The sequence below is a fragment of the Haloferax namakaokahaiae genome, from assembly GCF_042663225.1.
GTDB lineage: Archaea > Halobacteriota > Halobacteria > Halobacteriales > Haloferacaceae > Haloferax > Haloferax namakaokahaiae.
Genome location: NZ_JBHTAA010000005.1, coordinates 730449 through 750694, shown reverse-complemented (window position 1 = coordinate 750694; position 20246 = coordinate 730449). Strand labels below are relative to the sequence as shown.

The window sequence follows — 20246 nt, the reverse complement described above, 5'->3', positions numbered from 1 at the left end:
GGGACGGGTGTCGGTTAAGGCTTGAGTTTGAGGGTGCGCGAGACGCCCATCTTCGACCCCTTGCTCAGTCTATCCCCTCGTTCAGTCTGCCCCTCGCTCAGTCTGTCTGTGGAATCGCCAGCGTGCCGGCGACGAAGAACGCAAGCGACAGCACGGCGAGAATGACGAGGTTGCCGACCCAATCGCCACCGGTGTAGGTGAGCGCCCGAACGCCGCGGGCGAAGTAGGTAAGCGGCGAGAGGTTCAGCGCCGGGACGAACCACGCGGGGAGCAGGTCGGGCGTGATGAACGTCTCCGAGAGGAACAACAGCGGCAGCGCGATGGCGTTGCTCGCGGCAATCACGCCGTCTTGGGAGTCGGCGACGCGGCCGATAATCGACCCCAGTCCGCAGAAGAGCGTCACGCCGAGCGCGACGAAGGGGACGATAGCGAGCGTCGAGAGCGCCAGCGGGACGCCAGCGCCCGTGACGAGCACCGACAGGCCGAGCAACAGGAGCGCGGCCAGACCGATGACGACGACGTTGACGAGCGAATGCGCGAGGAGCCACTCGCTCCGCTTGAGCGGCGTCGTGGCCAACTTCTCGAAGCGGTTGCCCTCGCGGTGTCGCGCGATGGTGCTCCCGACGCGCGACAGCGGCGTGAAGAGCACGACCACGGCGAGGTAGCCCGCGATGTAGTACTCTTTCGGCTCCGCGAAGAGACCGCCGCCGGTCGGTTGGGTCTGCACGAGCGCCCCGAAGATGAGGACGATAATCGCGGGGAAGAAGAACGTGAAGAACACCGCCGTTCGCCGACGGAGGAACGAGTGCCACGAGGCGACGAACTCGGCTTGCACGCGACGAAGCGAACTCATCGGTCACCTCCCGCGAGCGCGACAGACGCGGGACGCGCCGCTTCGAACTGCTCGCCGGTCAGCGAGAGGTACACCTCTTCGAGTCCGGGTTGCTTCCAGACGAGCGATTCGTAGGTGACACCGGCGTCGTCGAGCGCGGCCACCGCCGGGCCGATTTCGCGCGGGCCGATGCCGTGGATGGTGAGTTCCGACCCGTGGACGCTGGTTGCGAACTCGTCGGGGAGTGCCACCGAGTCGAGGGATTCGTCCTCGGCGCGGACGACGAGGCGGCTCTCGCCGCCGTGTTCCGTGACCAACTCGTCGGGACTGCCGACCGTGACGAGTTCGCCCGCGTTCAGCAGGCCTACTCGGTCGGCGAGGCGTTCGACTTCTTCCATCGAGTGACTCGTGAGAAACACCGTGGTCCCGCCGTCGGCGAGGCGTTCGACGAGTGCCCACAGGTCGCGGCGACCCGCCGGGTCGATGCCCGTGGTCGGTTCGTCGAGAAACAGCACGTCGGGGTCGTTGACGAGCGTCAGCGCGATACACGCCCGGCGCTGTTGGCCGCCCGAGAGGTTCTCGTACCACGTGTCCGCGGCGTCGGCGAGTCCGACTTCGCCCAGCAAGTCGTCGGTGTCGCGGGCGTCGTCGTACAGACCGGCGTAGTAGTCGATGAGTTCGCGGGCGGTCAGTCGTCCGGCGGGTCGGAATTCCTGCGGGAGTAAGCCGAGTCGCTGGCGGTCCACGTCGGTCGGGTCGTCGCCGAGCAGCGAGACGGTCCCGCCATCGACCGCCGTCGTTCCGGTGAGCGCGCGAACTAACGTCGTCTTCCCCGCGCCGTTCGGCCCGATGAGACCGAACACCTCGCCTTCGGCGACAGACAGCGAGACGCCCGACAGCGCCGTGACGTCGCCGTAGGATTTGTGGAGGTCTGCTGCGACGAGTACCTCGTTCATGGATTGGTGAGGGTCGTGGCCGGAGGTAAGCGGTTCGGAATCGAGAGCGGTCTTCGAGAACTACACTAGGCTTAATCGGTTCCCGGTACATGTCATACGCGTGATGTGGTCTCGGCGTCGCTTCCTCACGGTGAGTAGTACGGCAACCATCGGTGGCCTAACTGGGTGTCTCGGGCTTTCCGATGGGCAACGAGAGACGACTGCACGGCCGGCGGAGTCGCCGACAACCGGTCAGGCCGAGACGGACGGCACGCCTCCGACTATGCCCGACACGCTCGAAGACGTGGAACTCGGGCTTGCCACGCTCGGCACGGGGTTCACCTCTCCTGTTGACGTTGCCATCCCCTCTACCTTCCAGGGCACGCGACAGTACGTGGTGGACCAGCCCGGCCTGTTGTGGCTCCACGACGAGACCGGTCAGCGAGAGGCCCCTTTTCTCGACATTCGTGACCGCGTGGTCGATATCGGTGGGTACGACGAGCGCGGCTTTCTCGGCGTCGCCTTCCACCCGGAGTTCGGCGACAACGGGAAACTCTACCTCCGATACAGTGCGCCGAACCGACCCGGCACGCCGTCGAGTTACAGCCACACGTTCGTCCTGAGTGAACTGACGGTCACACCCGATGCGACCAGCGTGACCGCCGACACCGAGCGTATCCTCCTCGAAATCCCGCAACCGCAGTCGAATCACAACGCGGGGTCCATCGCGTTCGGTCCCGACGGCTACCTCTACGTCGGCGTCGGCGACGGCGGCGGCAGCAACGACACCGCAAGCGGTCACGTGGACGACTGGTACGACGCCGTCGATGGCGGCAACGGGCAAGACGTGAGTCAGAACCTGCTCGGGAGCGTCCTCCGCATCGACGTGGACAGCGAGTCCGGTGGCCGACCCTACGGAATCCCCGACGACAACCCGCTGGTCGGCCGCGGCGAATTCGAAGAACAGTTCGCGTGGGGCTTTCGCAATCCGTGGCGCTTCTCGTTCGACGGCGACGACTTCTACGTCGCCGACGTGGGCGAAGGCGCGTGGGAAGAGGTGAGCATCGTCCGAAACGGCGGCAACTACGGCTGGAACGTCCGCGAGGGCGCACACTGCTTCCGGACAGACGACTGTCCGAGAACCACGCCCGACGACGAACCCCTCATCGACCCGGTCATCGAGTACCCCCACTCCGGCGACGGGCCGACCGGTATCGCCGTCATCGGCGGATACGTCTATCGTGGGGCCGAGGTTCCGCCGCTCGACGGCGCGTACGTCTTCGCCGACTGGAACGCGCAGGGTCGCCTCTTCGCGGCCATGCCCAGTGACTCGAAACCGTGGGACATCGTCGAGGTTCCCGTCGTAGACGAGGCGGGTCTCGGAAAGCACATCCTCGCGTTCGGCCGCGACGCTCGCGGCGAACTCTATCTGTGTACGAGCGACAACTCCGGCGTCGGCGGTTCGACGGGGAAACTGTGTCTGGTGACGTTGCCGTAGTCTGGGACCGTCGTAGGGACTCGGCCGTTGGGGGCCCGAACTCAATCGAGACTGAATTTCAGTCGTGGTCGATATCGACGTTGACGCGGTGGCCCGTCGTCGCCGACTCGTAGGCCGCCTCGGTGAGTGCGACGACTTTCACCCCGTCCTCGGCGGGAATGAGTAAGTCTGCCTCGTCGCGGGCGGCGTCCACGAAGTTCCGGAGTTTCTTCGAGGTCAACGCTTCGAACTCCGGGACTCGCGGCGTCGTCTGGTAGGTCATTCCACCTTCGGTCAGTTCGATGGTCTCGCCGTCGTACGAAATCATCCCGTCGCTCCCGAGGACACGCAGCGATTCGCCGGGGTCCGGGATGCTCTGGCCGTCGCCGGAGACACCGACGCTCGCCGTGATGCGCGACCCGTCCCTGTCCAAGACGACGGCGAGTGCGGAGTTCACGTCCACGTCGTACCCCTGTTCATCGATTGCGGCGGCCACCGAGACGGGCGTCGAGCGCGTACACCAGAGCATCGCATCGAGGATGTGCGACCCCGAGTCGTACAACTGGCCGCCTCCCGAGAGCGACGGGTCGGTCCGCCACTGGTCTTTCGTCCAGCGAATCCACTGCTGTTCGAGGTGCGTGATGACCATGTGTGGGTCGCCGATGCGTCCCTCGTCGATGAGGCGTCGAATCTCGACGAATCTCGGGTCGAAGTGGCGCTGGTATCCCACCGCGAACGTCACGTCGTACTCTTCTGCTCGGTGCACGAGCGCCTGTGCCCCGCCGAAGTCCGTCACCATCGGCTTTTCGAGGTGGACGTGCAGGCCGTGTTCGATTGCCGCGAGCGCGTGGTCGAAGTGTCTGGTGTGTGGTGAGGCAATCGTGACGCCATCGAGAAACTCAGACTCCAACATGTCTTCGACGTCTTCGTAGGCGGGTGCGTCGAACTCCCACTCGAAGTGGTCCCGAGCGTCGGGATTCGGGTCCGACCCGGCGACGATTTGCGCACCATCCAACTCGTTGAACAGACGACACTCCAGCATCCCGAGGTCCCCGAGACCGATAGCGGCAACACGAAACATGAGTCACATGTCGTGAGGGTTCGGCAAAAGCCTGCGGGCGGGGCCCAGAAATGCTATCACACAGTCACGATTGGTGAGTGTATGGACGATTCGATGTACCAACGCTTCGGGCTTGCGCTCGTCATCGTCGGTGCGACTCTCCACCTCCAAGCGATTTTAGTGAACCCGTACGCAGGCTGGCAAACTCTCGGCTTTGCCTTGATGGTAATTGGATTGCTCGCCACGGGAATGCCGCTCGGGCCGCCGCTTTCGACGGCGGAACCTGACACAGACGACCAGTCCTGAATCTCGCCGCAACTCCCACCCTTTAGTCGCTGTCCGTCGTGTCACTCAGTATGAGCCTCGACTATCGCCAACTCGGTTCGACCGGGACGCGCGTCTCCGAACTCTGCTTCGGGACGTGGCGCTTCGGCCGCCGGACGGGCGACGTACTCGAAACGGACGAATCGCAAGCCCACGACCTGCTCGATACGTTCGCCGAACTCGGCGGGAACTTCATCGACACCGCCAACGTCTACGGCGACCCCAACGGCACCTCCGAGGAGTACATCGGAAATTGGCTCGCCGAGCGCGACAGGGAGGACTACGTCGTCGCCTCGAAGGTCTACTTCGGCTTCGACGACGAGAACCCGAACGGACGCGGTCTCTCGCGGACCCACATCCGCAACCAAATCGAGGGCACGCTCGACCGTCTCGACACCGACTACCTCGACCTCTACTACATCCACCGCTGGGACGAGAACACCCCAATCGAGGAGACGCTTCAGACGCTCAACCGCCTCGTCGAGGACGGTAAAGTGAACTACCTCGGTGCCTCGACGATGGCGGCGTGGCAACTCACGAAGGCGCTCTGGAAGTCCGACGTGCACGACTACGCCCGCTTCGACGTGACCCAACCGCTGTTCCACCCCGGCTACTACGAAGACGTGAAAGAGTACCTCGACGTGTGCGGCGACCAAGACATCGCGGTCTGTCCGTACTCGCCCCTCGCGGGCGGCTTTATGACCGGCAAGTACGAACGCGCCGACCCGGACGACCCGACGAAGTACGTCGCCCCCGACGGCGCGCGCGGGGCGTTCGACGAGCGCTTCGAGCGATTCTACGTCTCCGAACGCGGGTGGCACGTCCTCGACGAGATTCGCGCCGTCTCCGACGAAGTGGACGCGAGTCCCGCGCAGGTCTCGCTCCGCTGGCTGATGGACTATCCCGAGGCGACGGTCGTCCCAATCATCGGCGCGCGGACCGAAGAACAGATGCGCGAGAACGTCGGCGCGGCCGACGTGGACCTTTCGGACGACCAGTGGGAGCGCATCATGAACGCCCGCTACGAGGAAGACGACACGGTCTGGGGTCACTAACGGGACTTCTTTTCACGCAATCCCGCTATCCCTGAGCAGGTCACACACGATGTGCGCGTAGACGACGACGCCGACGAACGCCGCGAGGAGGACGTTTCCCGCCAGCACCAATCCAGCGACTGCGACGCCACCGATGAGTTGGTGACTCAACAGTCGCTTCAGGTCGAAGTTTCGGGGGAAGCCTTCGAACACTTTCTCCTGTTCGAGCAGGCCGACGCGGGGATTCGTCACCGCGAGTCTGAGATTGGACCAGTCACCGCGCTCGAAGCGGGCGAGCACGAAGTGGTCGAGGTCGATGAAGACGCTCACGAGGACGGCGAGAACGACGAGCGCGGCCAGTCCGCCGGGAGGCGTCAACACGAGCGCCGCGGCCGCGCCGACGGCGAGACCGACAGCCGCGTGTTCGAGTGACTTCACGGGCGAAGATGGGGTCGGACCCGCCGGAGAATCAGGTCGGGGTCGAACTCGTCTTCTGTCTTGTCCCACACGCGCTCGCCATCGACCGAGACGGTGAAGACGCCGTCGTCGCCGGTGACGAGCGCGACGCGCTCTAGTTGCTGACCGAACTGTTGCAGCAGGTGATGTTGGACCGACTCCGCGCGGTCGAGAAAGCCACACGGGACGCAGTATTCGATTTCGACGGCGGTCATTGGCCGTTCTTCTCGACGGACGAATAAAAACGAGGCGGAGGGGATGGGTGTTGGAGCGAACTACCGGAACCCGGGTCGCCATCGGAGCAGGGCGACGGTGACGACGAAGACGAGCGTCGAGAGGTCGTAGGAGAGCGACGTTGCGGTGAGCGCGAGCGCGGTTCCGCTCCCGAAGACGCTCGTGGCGATGGAGGCGAGTACGGGCCACGAACAGGAGACGCAGGAGAGAAGCCCGACGATTCCCGATACGGCCGCACCCGAAGCTTCGATGACGGTGTCGTAGACGAGGTACGCGAGCGCGACGTAGCCGACGAGGCGGGCGGGCATCAGAATCACGTTCACGAACGACCCGGCGTAGATGAGCGCCGGTCCCCATCCCGGTGGGAGGAAGGCGACGCGAAGACCGGTGTCACCGCCCGGAATCGCGGTGGTGAGAATGCCGCCCGCGACTGCGAGAAGCGCGAAGTAACCGACTGCGACGAGTGCTGCACGGCGTTTCGTCTTGGTCGATGTGGGCGGGACGTCCACGTCGAAGAGCACCCACAGGCCGACGGCCACCCAGATGACGCCGTAGATGGCGTAGCGAATGGCACCGATGTTCGCACCCGTGACGAGTACGTAGACGAAGCTGAGGGCGAGCGTCGTGTTGAGCGCGAACGCGCCGTGGAGGAGCGTCGAGCGCGACGGGCGGAAATTCGAGGTTGCGGTGGCCATGGGTTAGAACACGAGCGTATCGACGACGATTGCGAGGAGCAACGCGCCGAGGTACGCGTTCGAGGCGTGGAACGACCGGAACGCGGCGGTGTCGTCCTGGTCGTAGTGGAGTTTGACGACGAAGTAGAGGAACAGCCCGCCGAAGACGACGCTCGTCAGGATGTACACCGCGCCGAGGGCGTCCATCACGCCGAGGACGGCCGCCGAGAGGAGCGTCGCACCGAGCCACCAGAGGATGTGTTTTCGCGTCGCCGTCTCGCCGCGCACGACGGGCATCATCGGGAAGCCGCCGCGGGCGTAGTCGTCCTTGTAGGCCAACGCGAGATTGTAGAAGTGCGCGGGCGTCCACATGAAGATGACACCGGCGAGGACAAGTCCCCCAAGTCCGATTTCGCCGGTGACCGCGACCCAGCCGATGACTGCGGGCAGTGCGCCCGCGGCCCCGCCGATGACCGTGTTCTGGACCGTATTCGGCTTGAGGATGAGCGTGTAGACCACGCTGTAGAACGCGATGGCGGCGAAGCCGAGGACGCCGACGAGCCAGTTGACCGAGGCGAACATCGCCACGGAGATGAAAGTGAGAAGAACGCCGAAGGCGATAGCGTTGCGGACGGGGACGAGGTCCACCGCGAGCGGGCGGTCGCTCGTCCGCTGCATCTTGCGGTCCACGTCGCGTTCGAGGACGTGGTTGAACGTCCCCGACGCGCCGATAGAGAGGACGCCGCCGCCGAGGGTGAGGAGCAACACGCGAGGCGTAAGTCCCGGCGAGACCGTTCCGGCGAGTGCCATCCCCGCCGACGCGACGAGACAGAGCAGCCACATGAGCCGCGGCTTCATCAGTCGGAAGTAGGCCCACAGGGTCGCTCTCGCCCGTGCGATTGGTTCGGTCGGAACCTCGGGGCGTTCGTAGTCTTCGACGAGTTCGTCTGTCCCTCCGGCCGGCGCGACGGGCACGTCGCCGGCGGTTCCCGTCTTCGATTCGAGTGTCCACGCGAGCGCGAGGATGAAGCCGCCGAAGATGGCCATCCCGAGGAGGAGATGGAGCATCGAGAGCGACGCGCCGCCGCCGACGGTTGCGACGATGGCACCGAGTCCGGCCTGTGCGGGATAGAGCACCGCAGAAGCCGTCACGGTCGCGCGAACCCGGCGGGACGTGTCCGCTCGCCACGCCGAGACGAGCGTTGCGAGGACGAGCAGGCCGACGAGCACCGCGGCGATGCGGTGGCCGACGGCGACCCAGCCGTCGAACGTCGTCGGGAGCGTAAAGCCGTCTCCGCAGATTGGCCACGCTGTACACGCCGCTGTCGCGTCCGTGAGTGCGGTCGTCGCACCGACGAGGAGGAGGACGTAGACCCCCATCGCCGTCGCAGCGAGTAAACCGTCGAACGTGTTCGAAGCGCGCGTCGTGGCCACGAAAGTCACCTACGACTGAATTGGGACGTGGTGTATTTAGGACCCGCGCTTTCTGGGCCGCCCCGGTCGTCATCCAGTGGTTCGAAAACCGAATGGCTGGCATGAGAGTCGGTATGCATTTATGCAGCTATTCCTAAGCCTCGAATAGCATGAGAAAGACGCGTTTCGCGCTCGCGTCCCTGCTCGTGACGGTTGCGGTCGCACTCTTTGCGACACCCGTCGCGGCGCAGACGTCTGCCTCGTCAGAACTTATCAATCAGCTGAACGGGAAGCTGCTCTACATCGCAATCCCGATTACGCTGCTCGTAGAGGTCATCCTGCTCTACACGGTGTATAAGTTCCGCAACTCCGAGCGCGCGCTGCCGACCAAGGAGAACCGCCGTCTCGAAATCACGTGGACCATCGCAACCGCGATTATCCTGCTCTTCGTCGGCGTCGCCTCCTACGGCGTGCTGGCGAACGAGAACGTCACGTACCAAGCAGACTCCATCTCGGCCGACGAGGACCCGGTCGTCATCACGGCTGAAGCCTACCAGTGGGGCTGGAACATGTACTACCCCGAGAACGGCAACTTCACGACGGGTGATCAAATCGTCATCCCGAAGGACCGTCCGGTGGTGATTCACGTGACCTCACAGGACGTGATACACGGCTTCCACGTCCCCGAGTTGGCGCTGAAGACCGACGCGATGCCGACGACGACGAACACCATCAAGACCGTCGCCTACGAGGAAGGCACCTACCAGGGCTACTGTACTGAGTTCTGTGGCGTCGCTCACTCGCAGATGTACTTCACCGTCGAAGTCGTCTCCGAAGACGAGTACCAGACCTGGCTCGACGAACAGCAGCAGTCGAACTCCGGCGAATAACCGGTATTCGCTTCTCCTTCGTTTTCACTCCGCGTGAGCGGACGCGCTCTAGTCGAACGCAATTTCGCTTAACTCTCGATACGTTCTTGGGTCGTGTTCGCACTGCGTGCGCTCCCATCGGGAGAGAGTCCGAGCCGGCGCTCGTGTTCGCGCATCGGAACCATCGTGGCGAACTTTCCGATTCCGATGGGTGGAACGTTCCGGAAGAACGTCTCAAACGAGTCGCCGTCGATAACGTAGAGTTCGGCCCAAAACCCGAGACCACCGTCGGGGTCGGCCTCCTCGTTGTACCACCGCCACGCCGGCACGTGAGAGCCGTCAGGGTCAGTTGCGAACCGCTGGAGGTCTTCGAGCGACCGCCAGTACTGCATCGCGGCACCTTTTCGGAGTCCGAGGAATATCGGTGTGTAGCCGAGGAATCCACTGTCCGGGTCTGCTTCCAGTTCTCTGAACATCTTCGCTACCCTCCAGTTCGCTAGCAACCAATGCGGGAGCGCGCGAAGCTTGTTGAGTCGCATCCCGTTGATGTAAATCACGAACCCGTCGTCCATCTCCGCGGCCATCCGCTCTCGGAAAATCTCTGGCATCGTACGGTCACTACGCTTCCTGAGACGATAAACTGTTCAGAGATATGATAGCTTGTGCACGTCACTCGACGCGCCACTGACGCCAATTCCCCCGCCGAAAAGAGAATCGACCGCTCGTCGAAATCGCTCGAACTCGACTTCAGCCGCGGCGTTCTAAAATCCGGTCGATGATGCGGCCCGTCGAGAGTAATTCGTCGTCGTATGCGGGTTCGCGCGGACTCGCGCGGGCAACCTCGCAGTCGATGCCGCGGTCCGAGAGCGCCGCTTCGAGGTCTGCCTCGTCGTGGTGTTGGTCGTAGCCGAGGACGATAACGTCGGGGTCGATTCGCTCGATTGGGACGAAGATGTCCGTCTCGTGGCCGAGGTGGGCCTCGTCCACGACGTCGAGTGCGGCGACCATGTCGCGGCGCTGTCGGTCGTCGAGAATCGGCTTTTGCTTGTGGGTCACGTTCGACGAGCGGGCGATGATGACGTGGAGTTCGTCGCCCATCGAGGCGGCATCCGAGAGGTAGTGGACGTGGCCGGGGTGGAGGATGTCGAACGTCCCCTGTGCGATGACGCGCGTCATCGGTCCAACTCCGCGTCGATGTCTTCCTGTGTAAAATCGAAGAACGCTTCGGGGTCCGGGAGGTCTACGTTGTACACCGGCAGGTCACGAACTTCGCCGGACTGGTCGAACGCCTTCCAGTCGTTCGGGCCGTAGGGTGCGCCGATGATGATGTGGGCTTTCCCGCTGCCGAAGGTGTCGAGGTCGGCCTCGCTCGGGCGAATCACGCCGTTCGGGTGCGAGTGAACCGACCCTACGGCGCGAAAGTCGTTCGGCACGAGGTCGTTGCGCACCGTCGCGCTGTACGGGTCCGAGACCGTCCCCGGAATAATGAGCACGTCTGTGATGACGTATCCATCGCGGTCGAGGCCGAGACGCGTCGCGTCTTCGCCGCGGAGCAGTCCCATGTACTCGTTTGGGTGCGTCTCCGCCGACGCTTCGAGTGCGAAATCGAGCGCCTCACTGGCGATTCCGATAACCTCCCGCGACCGAAAGAGTCGCATATTCTCTCGTCCGACCGCGCGGCATCTAAGGGTTCCGAAACGGTCAGTGAACGCGAGAGACAGAACCACCATACTGAGGTGTGCACCCGACGAAGTACCGGTGTGACGGTAGATTCCGAACTCGTCGCTCGGGTGAGAGACGCGCTCGGAGCGGGAGGGCCGCCGACCGCGACGAGCGAACTCGACGGGGGACACGTCGGACGCGTCTACCGACTCGACTTCAACGGTTTCGACCCCGTCGTCGCCAAAGTCGGCGACACGCCGCTCGACGTGGAGGCACGGATGCTTCGTTCTCTCGACGCGGTTGGCCTTCCCGTCCCGCACGTCCACTACGCCGACGGCGACCTGCTCGTCCTCGACTACGTCGAAGGGCGTTCGGCGCTGGACGACCGGGCCGAACGCGACCTCGCGTCTCACCTCGCCGCACTTCACGAGAACGCCGCACCTGCGTTCGGCTTCGCGTACGATACGCTCTCGGGACCGTACCGACAGCCGAACCCGTGGACCGACAGTTGGGTCGAGTTCTTCCGCGACCAGCGTCTCCTCCCGTGGGCCGAGGCGGCGACTGAAGCGGGTTTACCCGACTCGACGTTCAGACGAATCGAGTCGGTCACCGCCGACCTCGATAGCCTCGTCTCCGAACCGTCGTCTCCGAGGCTCGTTCACGGCGACGTGTGGGGCGCGAATCTCCGCGTCCGCGACGGGCGGGTCGTCGCCTTCCTCGACCCGGCGTGTTACTACGGCCACCCGGAGGTCGAACTCGCCTACATCGACTGGTTCGACGCCGCGGGAGACGCGTTCTTCGACGCGTACGACGAACACCGGCACATCGAAGCCGACTTCTTCGAGGTGCGTTCGCCGCTGTACGCGCTGTTTCCACTCCTCGAACACGTCCGCGTCTTCGGCTCCGAGCACGTCTCGTCGGTCGAAGACGCACTGGACGAACTCGGATACTGACGAGTCGTCGCGGCGGGGGTGCTTCGGCCGCCGGTCACGGCGTATCGACCCGACGCGAATCGCTCCCACACGCGAGACATTTGTAAAGCTTAACACCACCCCCCGACCTAGGCCGACTATGAACGACGAGAACGCCGGGGATTCCGGCGGCGACTTGGGTCCGAATTCGGACTCACGACCAATCGTCTTTGACCTCGCTCCGAACTGCACTGCCGACGACGTCGATGTCGGCGCACACTACCACGCCGTCGTCAACGGCGTCGTCGAATACGGTATCTTCGTTGACGTGTCCGACGCCGTCTCCGGACTCATCCACGAGTCCAACCTCTCGAACGACTACTCCGTCGGCGACCGGCTCGTCGTCCGACTCGACGACGTGCGCGAGAACGGCGATATCGCGTTCGCCGAAGACACGCCCGAGAACTACCGCACCGAAACCGTGGACCACGAACCGACGATTACGCCCATCGCGGACCTCTCGACCGGCGAGACGGTCACTATCGAGGGTCTCGTCGCCCAAATCAAGCAGACGGGCGGCCCGACGGTGTTCCGCATCGCCGACGAGAGCGGTATCGTCGCCGCCGCCGCCTTCGAAGAAGCGGGCGTCCGCGCGTTCCCACAGGTCGAACTCGACGACGTGGTCCGCATGACGGGCACCGTCGAAGACCACGAGGGGACGCGTCAACTCGAAGTGGACGACCTGACCAAACTCGACGGTGACGCGGAAGCCGACGCCCGCGAACGCATCGAAGCCGAGTTCAGCGAGCGCTCGCAACCCGAGTCGGTCGAACCGCTCGTCGAGTGGCCGGCGTTCGAGAAACTCCGCGACGACCTCGAAGAAGTCGCCACACTCCTGCGACGGACGGTCCTCGAAGGCCGCCCGATTCGCGTCCGGCACCACGCCGACGGTGACGGCATGTGTGCCTCGGTGCCAGTCCAACTCGCGCTCGAACGCTTCATCGCCGACGTGCACGACGACCCCGACGCGCCGCGCCACCTGTTCAAGCGCCTCCCCTCGAAGGCACCGTTCTACGAGATGGAGGACGTGACCCGCGACCTGAACTTCGCCTTGGAGGGTCGCGCACGCCACGGCCAGCGCCTCCCGTTCCTCCTCATGCTCGACAACGGCTCGACCGAAGAGGACGTGCCCGCCTACGAGAACCTCGCGCACTACGACGTGCCGATCGCCGTCGTGGACCACCACCACCCCGACCCCGAAGCGGTGGACCCGCTGCTCGACGCGCACGTCAACCCGTACCTCCACGGCGAGGATTACCGCATCACGACCGGGATGATGTGTGTCGAACTCGCGCGGATGATTTACCCCGACGTGACCGACGAACTCCGTCACGTCCCCGCCGTCGCCGGTCTCTCGGACCGCTCGAAGGCCGAGGTCATGGACGACTACATCGGTCTCGCCGAGGCGGAAGGCTACGACCGCGACGGACTCCTTGACGTGGGCGAAGCCCTCGACTACGCCGCGCACTGGCTTCGCTACAGCGACGGCGCGTCCATCGTCAACGACGTGCTCAACGTCGGCTGTGACGACGACGAGCGCCACGAAGAACTCGTGGAGTTCCTCTCCTCGCGCGCCGAGCGCGACGTGAACCGACAACTCGAAGCGGCCGAACCCCACCTCGAACACGAGCGCCTCGACAGCGGGGCGAACCTCTACCGCATCGACCTCGACAAGTGGGCACACCGCTTTACCTACCCCGCGCCGGGCAAGACGACGGGCAAACTCCACGACCTGAAGGTCCAGGAGACGGGCGAACCGGTCATCACCATCGGCTACGGTCCCGACTTCGCCGTCCTCCGCTCCGACGGCGTCCGCCTCGACATCCCGCGGATGGTCGCCGAGTTGAACGAGGAAGTCGTCGGCGGCGGCGTCTCCGGTGGCGGCCACCTCGTCGTCGGTTCCATCAAGTTCGTCAGCGGCATGCGCGAGGAAGTCATCGACAGCCTCGTCGAGAAGATGGCCGAAGCCGACATCGACGAAGAACTCTCTTCGACCGCATAGGTTAGGATTCGAACTCGATTTTTCGAAGCGCGACCACGCCGACGAGCACCGCACAGACCGCGAGCGCGACGAGTTCGGGACGCGGCCCGCGATTGCTCGCGCGCCAGTCGGCGTCGAACACGCGGCGATAGTACGCCGCCGCGCCCGCACTTTCGAGCGCGACGACGACTTCTCTGTTCTCGCGTGCGGAGTGACGATTCCAGTTGAGGCTCCCGACGAGGACCGTGTCGTCGGCGACGACGCCCTTGGCGTGAATCGCTCCGTATCGACCGGCAGGGCGGGCGAGACGCACCGACAGCGGGTTGCCGGTCCGCTCGGCCCACGCGTTCAACTCGTCGGCGAGGCGTCGATTCTCGTCTTCGACGTACCACACGCTCCCGAGCAAGAGGCGAACGCGAACCCCGCGCTCGGCGGCGCGCTTGAGCGCGAAGACGAACGGCGACTCGGGTTCGACGGTCGGCTGAATCACGTCGATTCGGTCGTCTGTCGAGTCGAGTCGCCGTACGACCGCACCCTCGGCGTTGTCGGGCGCGCGGAGAACGGCGACGCTATCGACGGCAACTCGTGTTGGCTCGCTCCGCGACGGATACGACCCCGTGGCCGAGTCTGCATCGACGAACGAGGTGCGACGTTCGAATCGGCTCCACGGCCGTGTCTGCGGGAGCGACGAGTCGTCTTCGAACGTCCGCGCGAGGTCGGCCGCAACGGACGCAGAGTGGACGATGACGCCCCACCCGCGACTCTTGTTTCCGCCCGTTCCCGACGGCTTCCAGTTCTCGGTCATGACGAGCGCGCGGTTATCGACCACCGCATATTTGGGGTGATGGAACGAGTGCGGGTCGCCGACGACGCGGACGGTCACGCCCGCCGACGCGAGTCTGTCGAGCACCTGCGCGGACTGTCGTGAGAAACCGCCGACCGGCGCGTCGTCTACGAGCACTTCGACGTGGACGCCGCGCTCCTGTGCCGCGACGAGTTCGTCGGCGACGGCGGGCGAGGTGACGACGTAGCCGGCCAACAGGATTCGAGTATCGGCCTCGCGGAGCGTCGATTTCGGAATCTCGGGCGAGTCGGGGAGCGTAAACACCGTCGCGTTCGCCGACCCGTGCGTCGTGACGGGGCGCTTCGGAAGTGCTCGCGGCCACCACGACCACCCGTCTTCGGTCCGCGTGGCGACCGCGCCCTCCTCGGCGCGAGTGTACGAAAACCGGTCTCGGACGCTCCCGTTCACACTGAGCGTGACGGTCTCGCGGCCGTTTGCGAGTTCGAGACCGGGTGAGACGACGGGCGTGTCGGTGAGGTTCGACGTGTACGCCGGGTTCGATGTGACCGCGACGTCGCCGCCGGGTGCGACGAACGAAACCCGCCCTTCGCCGTCGTCCAGCGTGACGTTCGTTCCCTCGGGCGCGCTGACGACGACGAACTCACCGCGGTCGTCGGGCGTCGTTGGATTGGGCAGGAAAGCGACGACGTGTACCGTCGCACCGTCGGTCGTCGCATCGGGGATTGCCGCAGTCGTCGTGTTCGAGACTGCCGCAGTCGTCGCGTTCGAGACTGTCTCAATCGATGGTGTTGCAGTCGGCACTGCCGCAGTCGGTGGTGTCGCGGCCGCTGGTGAGGCCACAACTGCTGGACAGACCAGCACCAACACGAGAACGACGCGATGTGCGTACGACACACGCCGCGGTGGTCCCGTGTTCGGATAAAAAGGTTCGCCGGGGGGCGATGGCCGGTTAGACCGTCGCTTCGTGGGTCACGTCGTCGCCGAGGAATTCGGCGGCGAGTTCGGCCTCTCGCTGGACGAGGTAGGAACGGTCGTCGGCGTAGTCGGCGGCCGCTTCGAGCGCGGACTCCGTGCCAATCTGGCGAAGCGCCCACGCCGCGCTGGCGCGCACCGTGTCGCTCTCGTCGTCGGCGAGCACGTCGGTGAGCGGGGCGACGGCGCGCGTGTCACCGAGCAGGCCGAGCGAGCGCGCGGCCGCAGAACGGACGTTGACGTTTTCGAGTTCGAGTTTGTTCGCAATCGGCTGAGTGGCTTCTTCGGAGCCAATCTCGCCGAGGGCTTTGAACACGACCTTCTGGAGCGCCGGGTCGTTGTCGCTGTCGATGTAATCGACGAGCATCTCGACGCCCTCTTCGGCACCCATCTTGCCGATTGCCTTGATAGCACCCTTGTCGCGGCGCTTGGCCTTCGTGGCCATCGCTTCGTAGCCGCGCGGGTCGTTCATGCGCGTGAGCGCCTCGATGCAGTACTCCTGCATGAAGTTGGACTGGAGGCTCTCGAAGGCGAGGACGATCATCTCGACGTTGCCGCGCTTCTCGTGCTCTTTGAGCGCCGAGAGTTCCGGCGGGTAGTCCTTGTAGTGGCCGAGCACGTCGTAGAAGCCCTGTGCCTGCAGTTTCTCGCGGACTTCGAGGTCGTCCCACTCTTGGGAGTCGTCGAGACCGGTCGTGAGACCCTCGACGACTTCGAGCAACTCTGCGATGGTTTCGGCGTCGTCGTCCGCGTCGAGGTCGGCCGCTTCGACGGCGGCGATGGCCTCGTCGATGGCGGCGTTCAGGTCGTCCTCGTCGTCGCCATCGACCGACACGTCGGCGTCGAGCACGCCGTTGAACTCCTCGGCGAAGGACTCGACGGCCACGACGATTTCCTCCTCGCCGCGCTCCGTCCAGCGGGTCTCGGAGATGGTGGACTTGGCCGCTTCGAGTTCTTCGACCACGTCCGCGGCGTACGGACCGCGCTGGGCTTCGAGGTCGTCCCGGAGGTCCGAGAGGTGCGATTCGAGTTCCTCGGTCGGGTCGTCTTCGTCTTCGTCGTCCGGTTCTGGGAGGTCCGCCGCCTCGATGTCCGCTTCGATGTCGTCGAGCGTCGCTTCGACGTCGTCGAGGTCGGATTCGGTCTCTGCGGCCTCGAGGGCCTCTCCAGCCTCGTTCAGGCGTTCGTCGAGGCTCTCGAACGAGAGTTCCGTCGTATCGTCGTCCCCGTCACTCATATGACGGAAGTCCGTTCGTCGGTAAAAAGAGCGTTTCCCTTCGCTTCGGCGGTCACTCGCTCACACGCTTGCCACTATTCCGGGGTGTTTTTTCGCGGCACCCACTCTGTTGGTGCATGACCGGTCCCACCGTCGCAGTTCCGCAACTCTCGCTGGCCGATTTAGCCCCCGAGGAGAACAAGGCGAAGATTCGCACTCGCGCCGAGGCACTCCCCGAGGACGTCGATATCGCTTGCTTTCCCGAGTACGCGCTGACGGGCTTCGTCGCCGACAACCGCGCGTTCAGCGGCGCGCTCACCCGCGACGAGGCGCTCGACTTTCTCGCCGACCTCGCCGACGACAACGAGTTCGACGTGCTCGCGGGCTACCTCGAACAGGAGGGTCGAACCCTCTATAACGCGGTCGCCTACGTTCCGGACGAGGGCGACCCTGCCGTCTACCGAAAACGCCACCTCTGGGGCGACGAAGCGTCCGTCGTCACGCCGGGCGAGGAGCGCGTCGTCATCGACACGCCCGCGGGGAAGACCGGCCTGCTCGCCTGTTACGACCTCAACTTCGTCGGCGAGAGCGCGGCACTGACCGACGAGCGCATCGACGCGCTGTTCGTCGTCGGCGCGTGGCCCGCCGAGCACTCCGAGAACTGGCGACTCCTGTGTCGCGCTCGCGCGCTCGACGGAGTGCGATGGCTCGTCGGCGCGGGTCGAACCGGCGGCGGGTCGATTCCCGGTTCTGACCAGACCACGTTCGCCGGTCGCTCGCTCGTCGTCAGGCCCGACGGCGCAGTCGCAGCGGCGTTGAACCGAGACGAGCGCGACCTCATGTGGACGCTCGACCGCGACGTACTCGACGACCAGCGCGCGTTCGTCGGGTCGGTCGAATAGTCGCCAAAACCGGCCTGCATCACCGCAACCGGGTGGGGCTTAATGTCCCGGACGAAATGAGGGAGCGATGACGGACACGCTCTTTACGCCGCTGCGACTCCGCGACACCGAGATTCCGAATCGGGTCATGGTCTCGCCGATGTGCCAGTACTCTTCGACCGACGGCTACGCCGACGACTGGCACCTCGTCCACCTCGGCAGTCGCGCCGTCGGCGGCGCGGGAATCGTGATGACCGAAGCGACGGCCGTCTCGCCGGAGGGACGCATCTCTCCCAACGACCTCGGCATCTGGAGCGACGACCACGCCGACGCGCTCGCGCCGACCGCCGAGTTCATCAGCGAGCACGGGAGCGTTCCGGCGATTCAACTCGCCCACGCCGGGCGGAAAGCAAGCATCCATCGCCCGTGGGACGGCGGCAACCCGGTCCTCGAAGAAGACGGCGGCTGGACGCCCGTCGCGCCGAGCGCCATCCCCTACCCGCGAGACGAACCCGCTCCCGAGGTTCACAAACTCACCACCGACGAGATTCAGGGAGTCATCGACGACTTCCGCGTGGCCGCAGAGCGCGCACTCGACGCCGGCTTCGAGATTGCAGAGATTCACGCCGCCCACGGCTACCTCCTCCACGAGTTCCTCTCGCCGGTCGCCAACGACCGAGACGACGCGTACGGCGGGTCGTTCGAGAACCGAACGCGACTCGTCCGCGAGGTCACCGACGCCGTCCGCGAGGTGTGGCCCGACGACAAGCCCGTCTTCGTCCGTATCTCCGCGACCGACTGGCTGGACGACCGCGAGTCGTGGGACATCGAGCAGTCTGTTCGACTCGCCGCCGACCTCGAAAGACTCGGCGTAGACCTCATCGACGTGAGTTCCGGCGGCATCCACCCCGACCAACAACTCCCGAACGCGGGACCCGGCTACCAGACGCCGTACGCCGAGCGCATCCGCGACGAGACCGGCCTCGCGGTCGGCGCAGTCGGCGGGATTCGGACCGCCCGCCACGCCGACGAACTCGTCCGAAACGAGCGCGCCGACCTCGCTATCGTGGGCCGCCAACACCTCCGCGACCCGTACTTCGCGCTCCACGCGGCCGAAGAACTCGGCGAAGAGGCCGAGTGGCCGCCGCAGTACCGACGCGCCTGAAAGCCAACTGTTCTCGCTTTCTTCGCGCCTCAAACGCTTATCCCCACGGCGACCCAATCGCGGGTATGAGCGACCGACGACGAGACGACGAGTTACTCGACCTCCTCGAAGACCTCGGGGAGACACTCGAAGAACTCGGCACGGAGCTCCGAGAAGAGCGCGCCGGCGACCGCGACACACTCGGCCAGTTCCAGCCACCCCGCCCGCCAACCTTCGGCGAGGTGATGCGCTTTACCGAGTCCTACACCATCCCGACGGTCATCGCCGTCCTCGAAGCGACCATCGCCTCGCTCGAACTCCTCCGCAAACTCATGCGCCTGTCGGACCCCGACCGCGCCTTCGAAGACGACCGATTCAGCTCGGACCCGCGACTCCGAGAGGCCCCCCGCGCGGCCGTCTCCGGTGTCGAGCGCGCCCTCAACGAACTTCGAACCGCGCTCTCAGAAGCGGACCTCCCGTCGAACCCCGAAGCGCGCGACATCCTCGACCGCGCGCGAACCCTCACCGACGAGTTGGACGCCCGAATCGACGAGGCACAGCGCGACCGCACGGACCGGGAGCGCCGCTGGAGAGACGACGAGACGCGCTTCGAATCCCGCTGGCGACGAGACGACACTCGCGGCAGGTCACGCGAGCGTTCGACACCGGTTCGAATCGACGTGACCGACGAGAACGACGATGACGACGCGGCGGACTCGCCGGACGAGCCCACGGAAATCGACGTCGATGCCGAACTCGAATCTATCAAGCGCGAGGTGAACGGCGACGAGGACGAGGCGGCCGACGGCGAGGGCGGCGAAGGCGGAAAGGACGGCGAGAACTAACGAGTCGGTCTCATTTCGACGCTGAACAGTCCCGCGAGCCACGCGGCGAGCGCGAAGAAGAAGACGGCCGTGGTGGCAGTGATGAGAACCGGCGTCACCTGCGTCGAGGTGAATAGCACGCCGAGTGCGAACAGAAGCGAGAGGACTCCAACGACGGCCGCCGCGCCAGCGACCGCGACTCGCCACGCTGGAAGGTCGGCTCTCCGGGACGCGGTTCGAAGCAGGCCGGCGAACGCCCCAGCACCGAGACCGAGCGCGACGAGGTAGACGCCGAACCAGAGGTCGTAGTTGGCGGTTATCGGTCCCGCGAGCGTGTCGATGACGCCGAACCCGACCATGAGGAGGTAGCCCGGAATCTGGACGGGTTGGAACTGGACGAACGCGAGGGCGTAGAGACCGACGAGCACCGCAATCGCGGCGGCCGAGTCGCGGAGGAACGGGGAGCGACGGACGTTCATACA

At 65.1% G+C, this 20246-nt stretch carries 22 protein-coding genes; 9 read left to right on the top strand and 13 right to left on the bottom strand.

The genetic code is table 11. The annotated features are described in order from the left end of the window. Positions 1-97: 97 nt before the first annotated feature. Complete coding sequence (locus ACFQJC_RS11430) at positions 98-853, bottom strand: ABC transporter permease (RefSeq protein WP_390223569.1); 756 nt, start codon at positions 851-853, stop codon at positions 98-100. Next, positions 850-1788, bottom strand: coding sequence for an ABC transporter ATP-binding protein (locus tag ACFQJC_RS11425; protein ID WP_390223567.1), 939 nt, complete (start codon positions 1786-1788; stop codon positions 850-852). Before ACFQJC_RS11425 ends, ACFQJC_RS11430 begins: the two co-directional genes overlap by 4 nt. Before the next feature lie 100 nt (positions 1789-1888). On the opposite strand from ACFQJC_RS11425, the gene ACFQJC_RS11420 reads away from it, so the two are divergent. Beyond that, positions 1889-3265: a PQQ-dependent sugar dehydrogenase gene (locus tag ACFQJC_RS11420; protein WP_390223566.1), complete on the top strand. Its 1377-nt coding sequence runs from the start codon at positions 1889-1891 to the stop codon at positions 3263-3265. 58 nt (positions 3266-3323) lie between these two features. On the opposite strand, the gene ACFQJC_RS11415 is transcribed toward ACFQJC_RS11420, so the two are convergent. Continuing rightward, positions 3324-4325, bottom strand: a complete 1002-nt coding sequence (locus ACFQJC_RS11415; protein ID WP_390223564.1) for a Gfo/Idh/MocA family protein — start codon at positions 4323-4325, stop codon at positions 3324-3326. Between the two features lie 81 nt (positions 4326-4406). Between ACFQJC_RS11415 and ACFQJC_RS11410 the strand changes: the two genes are divergently transcribed. Then, positions 4407-4610 carry a hypothetical protein gene (locus ACFQJC_RS11410; RefSeq protein ID WP_390223562.1) on the top strand — a complete coding sequence of 68 codons (204 nt, stop codon included), beginning with the start codon at positions 4407-4409 and terminating at the stop codon, positions 4608-4610. A gap of 50 nt (positions 4611-4660) precedes the next feature. Further along, on the top strand, positions 4661-5683 hold the full coding sequence (locus ACFQJC_RS11405; RefSeq protein WP_390223561.1) for an aldo/keto reductase: 1023 nt from the start codon (positions 4661-4663) through the stop codon (positions 5681-5683). A 12-nt stretch (positions 5684-5695) separates the two neighbouring features. Here the strand turns inward: ACFQJC_RS11405 and ACFQJC_RS11400 are convergent, their stop codons facing one another. Genes ACFQJC_RS11400 through cyoE form a run of 4 tightly spaced genes read right to left on the bottom strand, consistent with a single transcriptional unit; the run spans position 5696 to position 8460 of the window. Further along, positions 5696-6100, bottom strand: a complete 405-nt coding sequence (locus ACFQJC_RS11400) for a metal-dependent hydrolase (RefSeq protein ID WP_390223559.1) — start codon at positions 6098-6100, stop codon at positions 5696-5698. After that, positions 6097-6333 carry an Rdx family protein gene (locus tag ACFQJC_RS11395; protein WP_390223558.1) on the bottom strand — a complete coding sequence of 79 codons (237 nt, stop codon included), beginning with the start codon at positions 6331-6333 and terminating at the stop codon, positions 6097-6099. Before ACFQJC_RS11395 ends, ACFQJC_RS11400 begins: the two co-directional genes overlap by 4 nt. A gap of 60 nt (positions 6334-6393) precedes the next feature. Next, complete coding sequence (locus tag ACFQJC_RS11390) at positions 6394-7047, bottom strand: DUF7546 family protein (RefSeq protein ID WP_390223556.1); 654 nt, start codon at positions 7045-7047, stop codon at positions 6394-6396. A gap of 3 nt (positions 7048-7050) precedes the next feature. Next, the gene (gene cyoE, locus ACFQJC_RS11385; protein ID WP_390223554.1) at positions 7051-8460 is read right to left on the bottom strand and encodes a heme o synthase; all 1410 of its coding nucleotides are present in this window, start codon (positions 8458-8460) and stop codon (positions 7051-7053) included. 149 nt (positions 8461-8609) lie between these two features. On the opposite strand from cyoE, the gene coxB reads away from it, so the two are divergent. Beyond that, positions 8610-9329, top strand: coding sequence for a cytochrome c oxidase subunit II (gene coxB, locus ACFQJC_RS11380; RefSeq protein WP_390223552.1), 720 nt, complete (start codon positions 8610-8612; stop codon positions 9327-9329). A gap of 68 nt (positions 9330-9397) precedes the next feature. On the opposite strand, the gene ACFQJC_RS11375 is transcribed toward coxB, so the two are convergent. From ACFQJC_RS11375 to ACFQJC_RS11365, 3 genes are all read right to left on the bottom strand, one after another. Then, the gene (locus ACFQJC_RS11375; RefSeq protein ID WP_390223550.1) at positions 9398-9916 is read right to left on the bottom strand and encodes a monooxygenase family protein; all 519 of its coding nucleotides are present in this window, start codon (positions 9914-9916) and stop codon (positions 9398-9400) included. 139 nt (positions 9917-10055) lie between these two features. Beyond that, entirely contained in the window at positions 10056-10484 is a 429-nt protein-coding gene (locus ACFQJC_RS11370) for an FAD synthase family protein (protein WP_390223548.1), read from the bottom strand. Beyond that, entirely contained in the window at positions 10481-10966 is a 486-nt protein-coding gene (locus tag ACFQJC_RS11365) for a Mov34/MPN/PAD-1 family protein (protein ID WP_390223546.1), read from the bottom strand. Before ACFQJC_RS11365 ends, ACFQJC_RS11370 begins: the two co-directional genes overlap by 4 nt. A gap of 102 nt (positions 10967-11068) precedes the next feature. On the opposite strand from ACFQJC_RS11365, the gene ACFQJC_RS11360 reads away from it, so the two are divergent. Further along, positions 11069-11923 (top strand): fructosamine kinase family protein, encoded by an 855-nt coding sequence (locus ACFQJC_RS11360; protein ID WP_390223544.1) that lies wholly within the window; start codon positions 11069-11071, stop codon positions 11921-11923. Positions 11924-12041: 118 nt separating this feature from the next. Further along, entirely contained in the window at positions 12042-13943 is a 1902-nt protein-coding gene (gene recJ3 / locus ACFQJC_RS11355; protein ID WP_390223543.1) for an exonuclease RecJ3, read from the top strand. A 1-nt stretch (position 13944) separates the two neighbouring features. Here the strand turns inward: recJ3 and ACFQJC_RS11350 are convergent, their stop codons facing one another. Then, positions 13945-15621 (bottom strand): phospholipase D-like domain-containing protein, encoded by a 1677-nt coding sequence (locus ACFQJC_RS11350; RefSeq protein ID WP_390223541.1) that lies wholly within the window; start codon positions 15619-15621, stop codon positions 13945-13947. A gap of 55 nt (positions 15622-15676) precedes the next feature. Further along, positions 15677-16936 carry a HEAT repeat domain-containing protein gene (locus tag ACFQJC_RS11345; RefSeq protein ID WP_390223539.1) on the bottom strand — a complete coding sequence of 420 codons (1260 nt, stop codon included), beginning with the start codon at positions 16934-16936 and terminating at the stop codon, positions 15677-15679. A gap of 116 nt (positions 16937-17052) precedes the next feature. Between ACFQJC_RS11345 and ACFQJC_RS11340 the strand changes: the two genes are divergently transcribed. The 3 genes from ACFQJC_RS11340 (at position 17053) to ACFQJC_RS11330 (ending at position 19785) form a co-directional block, all read left to right on the top strand. Beyond that, positions 17053-17817, top strand: a complete 765-nt coding sequence (locus ACFQJC_RS11340; protein WP_390223537.1) for a carbon-nitrogen hydrolase family protein — start codon at positions 17053-17055, stop codon at positions 17815-17817. 67 nt (positions 17818-17884) lie between these two features. Continuing rightward, on the top strand, positions 17885-18961 hold the full coding sequence (locus ACFQJC_RS11335; protein WP_390223535.1) for an NADH:flavin oxidoreductase/NADH oxidase: 1077 nt from the start codon (positions 17885-17887) through the stop codon (positions 18959-18961). Between the two features lie 65 nt (positions 18962-19026). Further along, complete coding sequence (locus ACFQJC_RS11330) at positions 19027-19785, top strand: DUF7547 family protein (protein ID WP_390223534.1); 759 nt, start codon at positions 19027-19029, stop codon at positions 19783-19785. Here ACFQJC_RS11330 and ACFQJC_RS11325 read toward each other — a convergent pair. Then, complete coding sequence (locus tag ACFQJC_RS11325) at positions 19782-20243, bottom strand: hypothetical protein (protein WP_390223532.1); 462 nt, start codon at positions 20241-20243, stop codon at positions 19782-19784. The genes ACFQJC_RS11330 and ACFQJC_RS11325 overlap by 4 nt on opposite strands. Between the last annotated feature and the right edge of the window lie 3 nt (positions 20244-20246).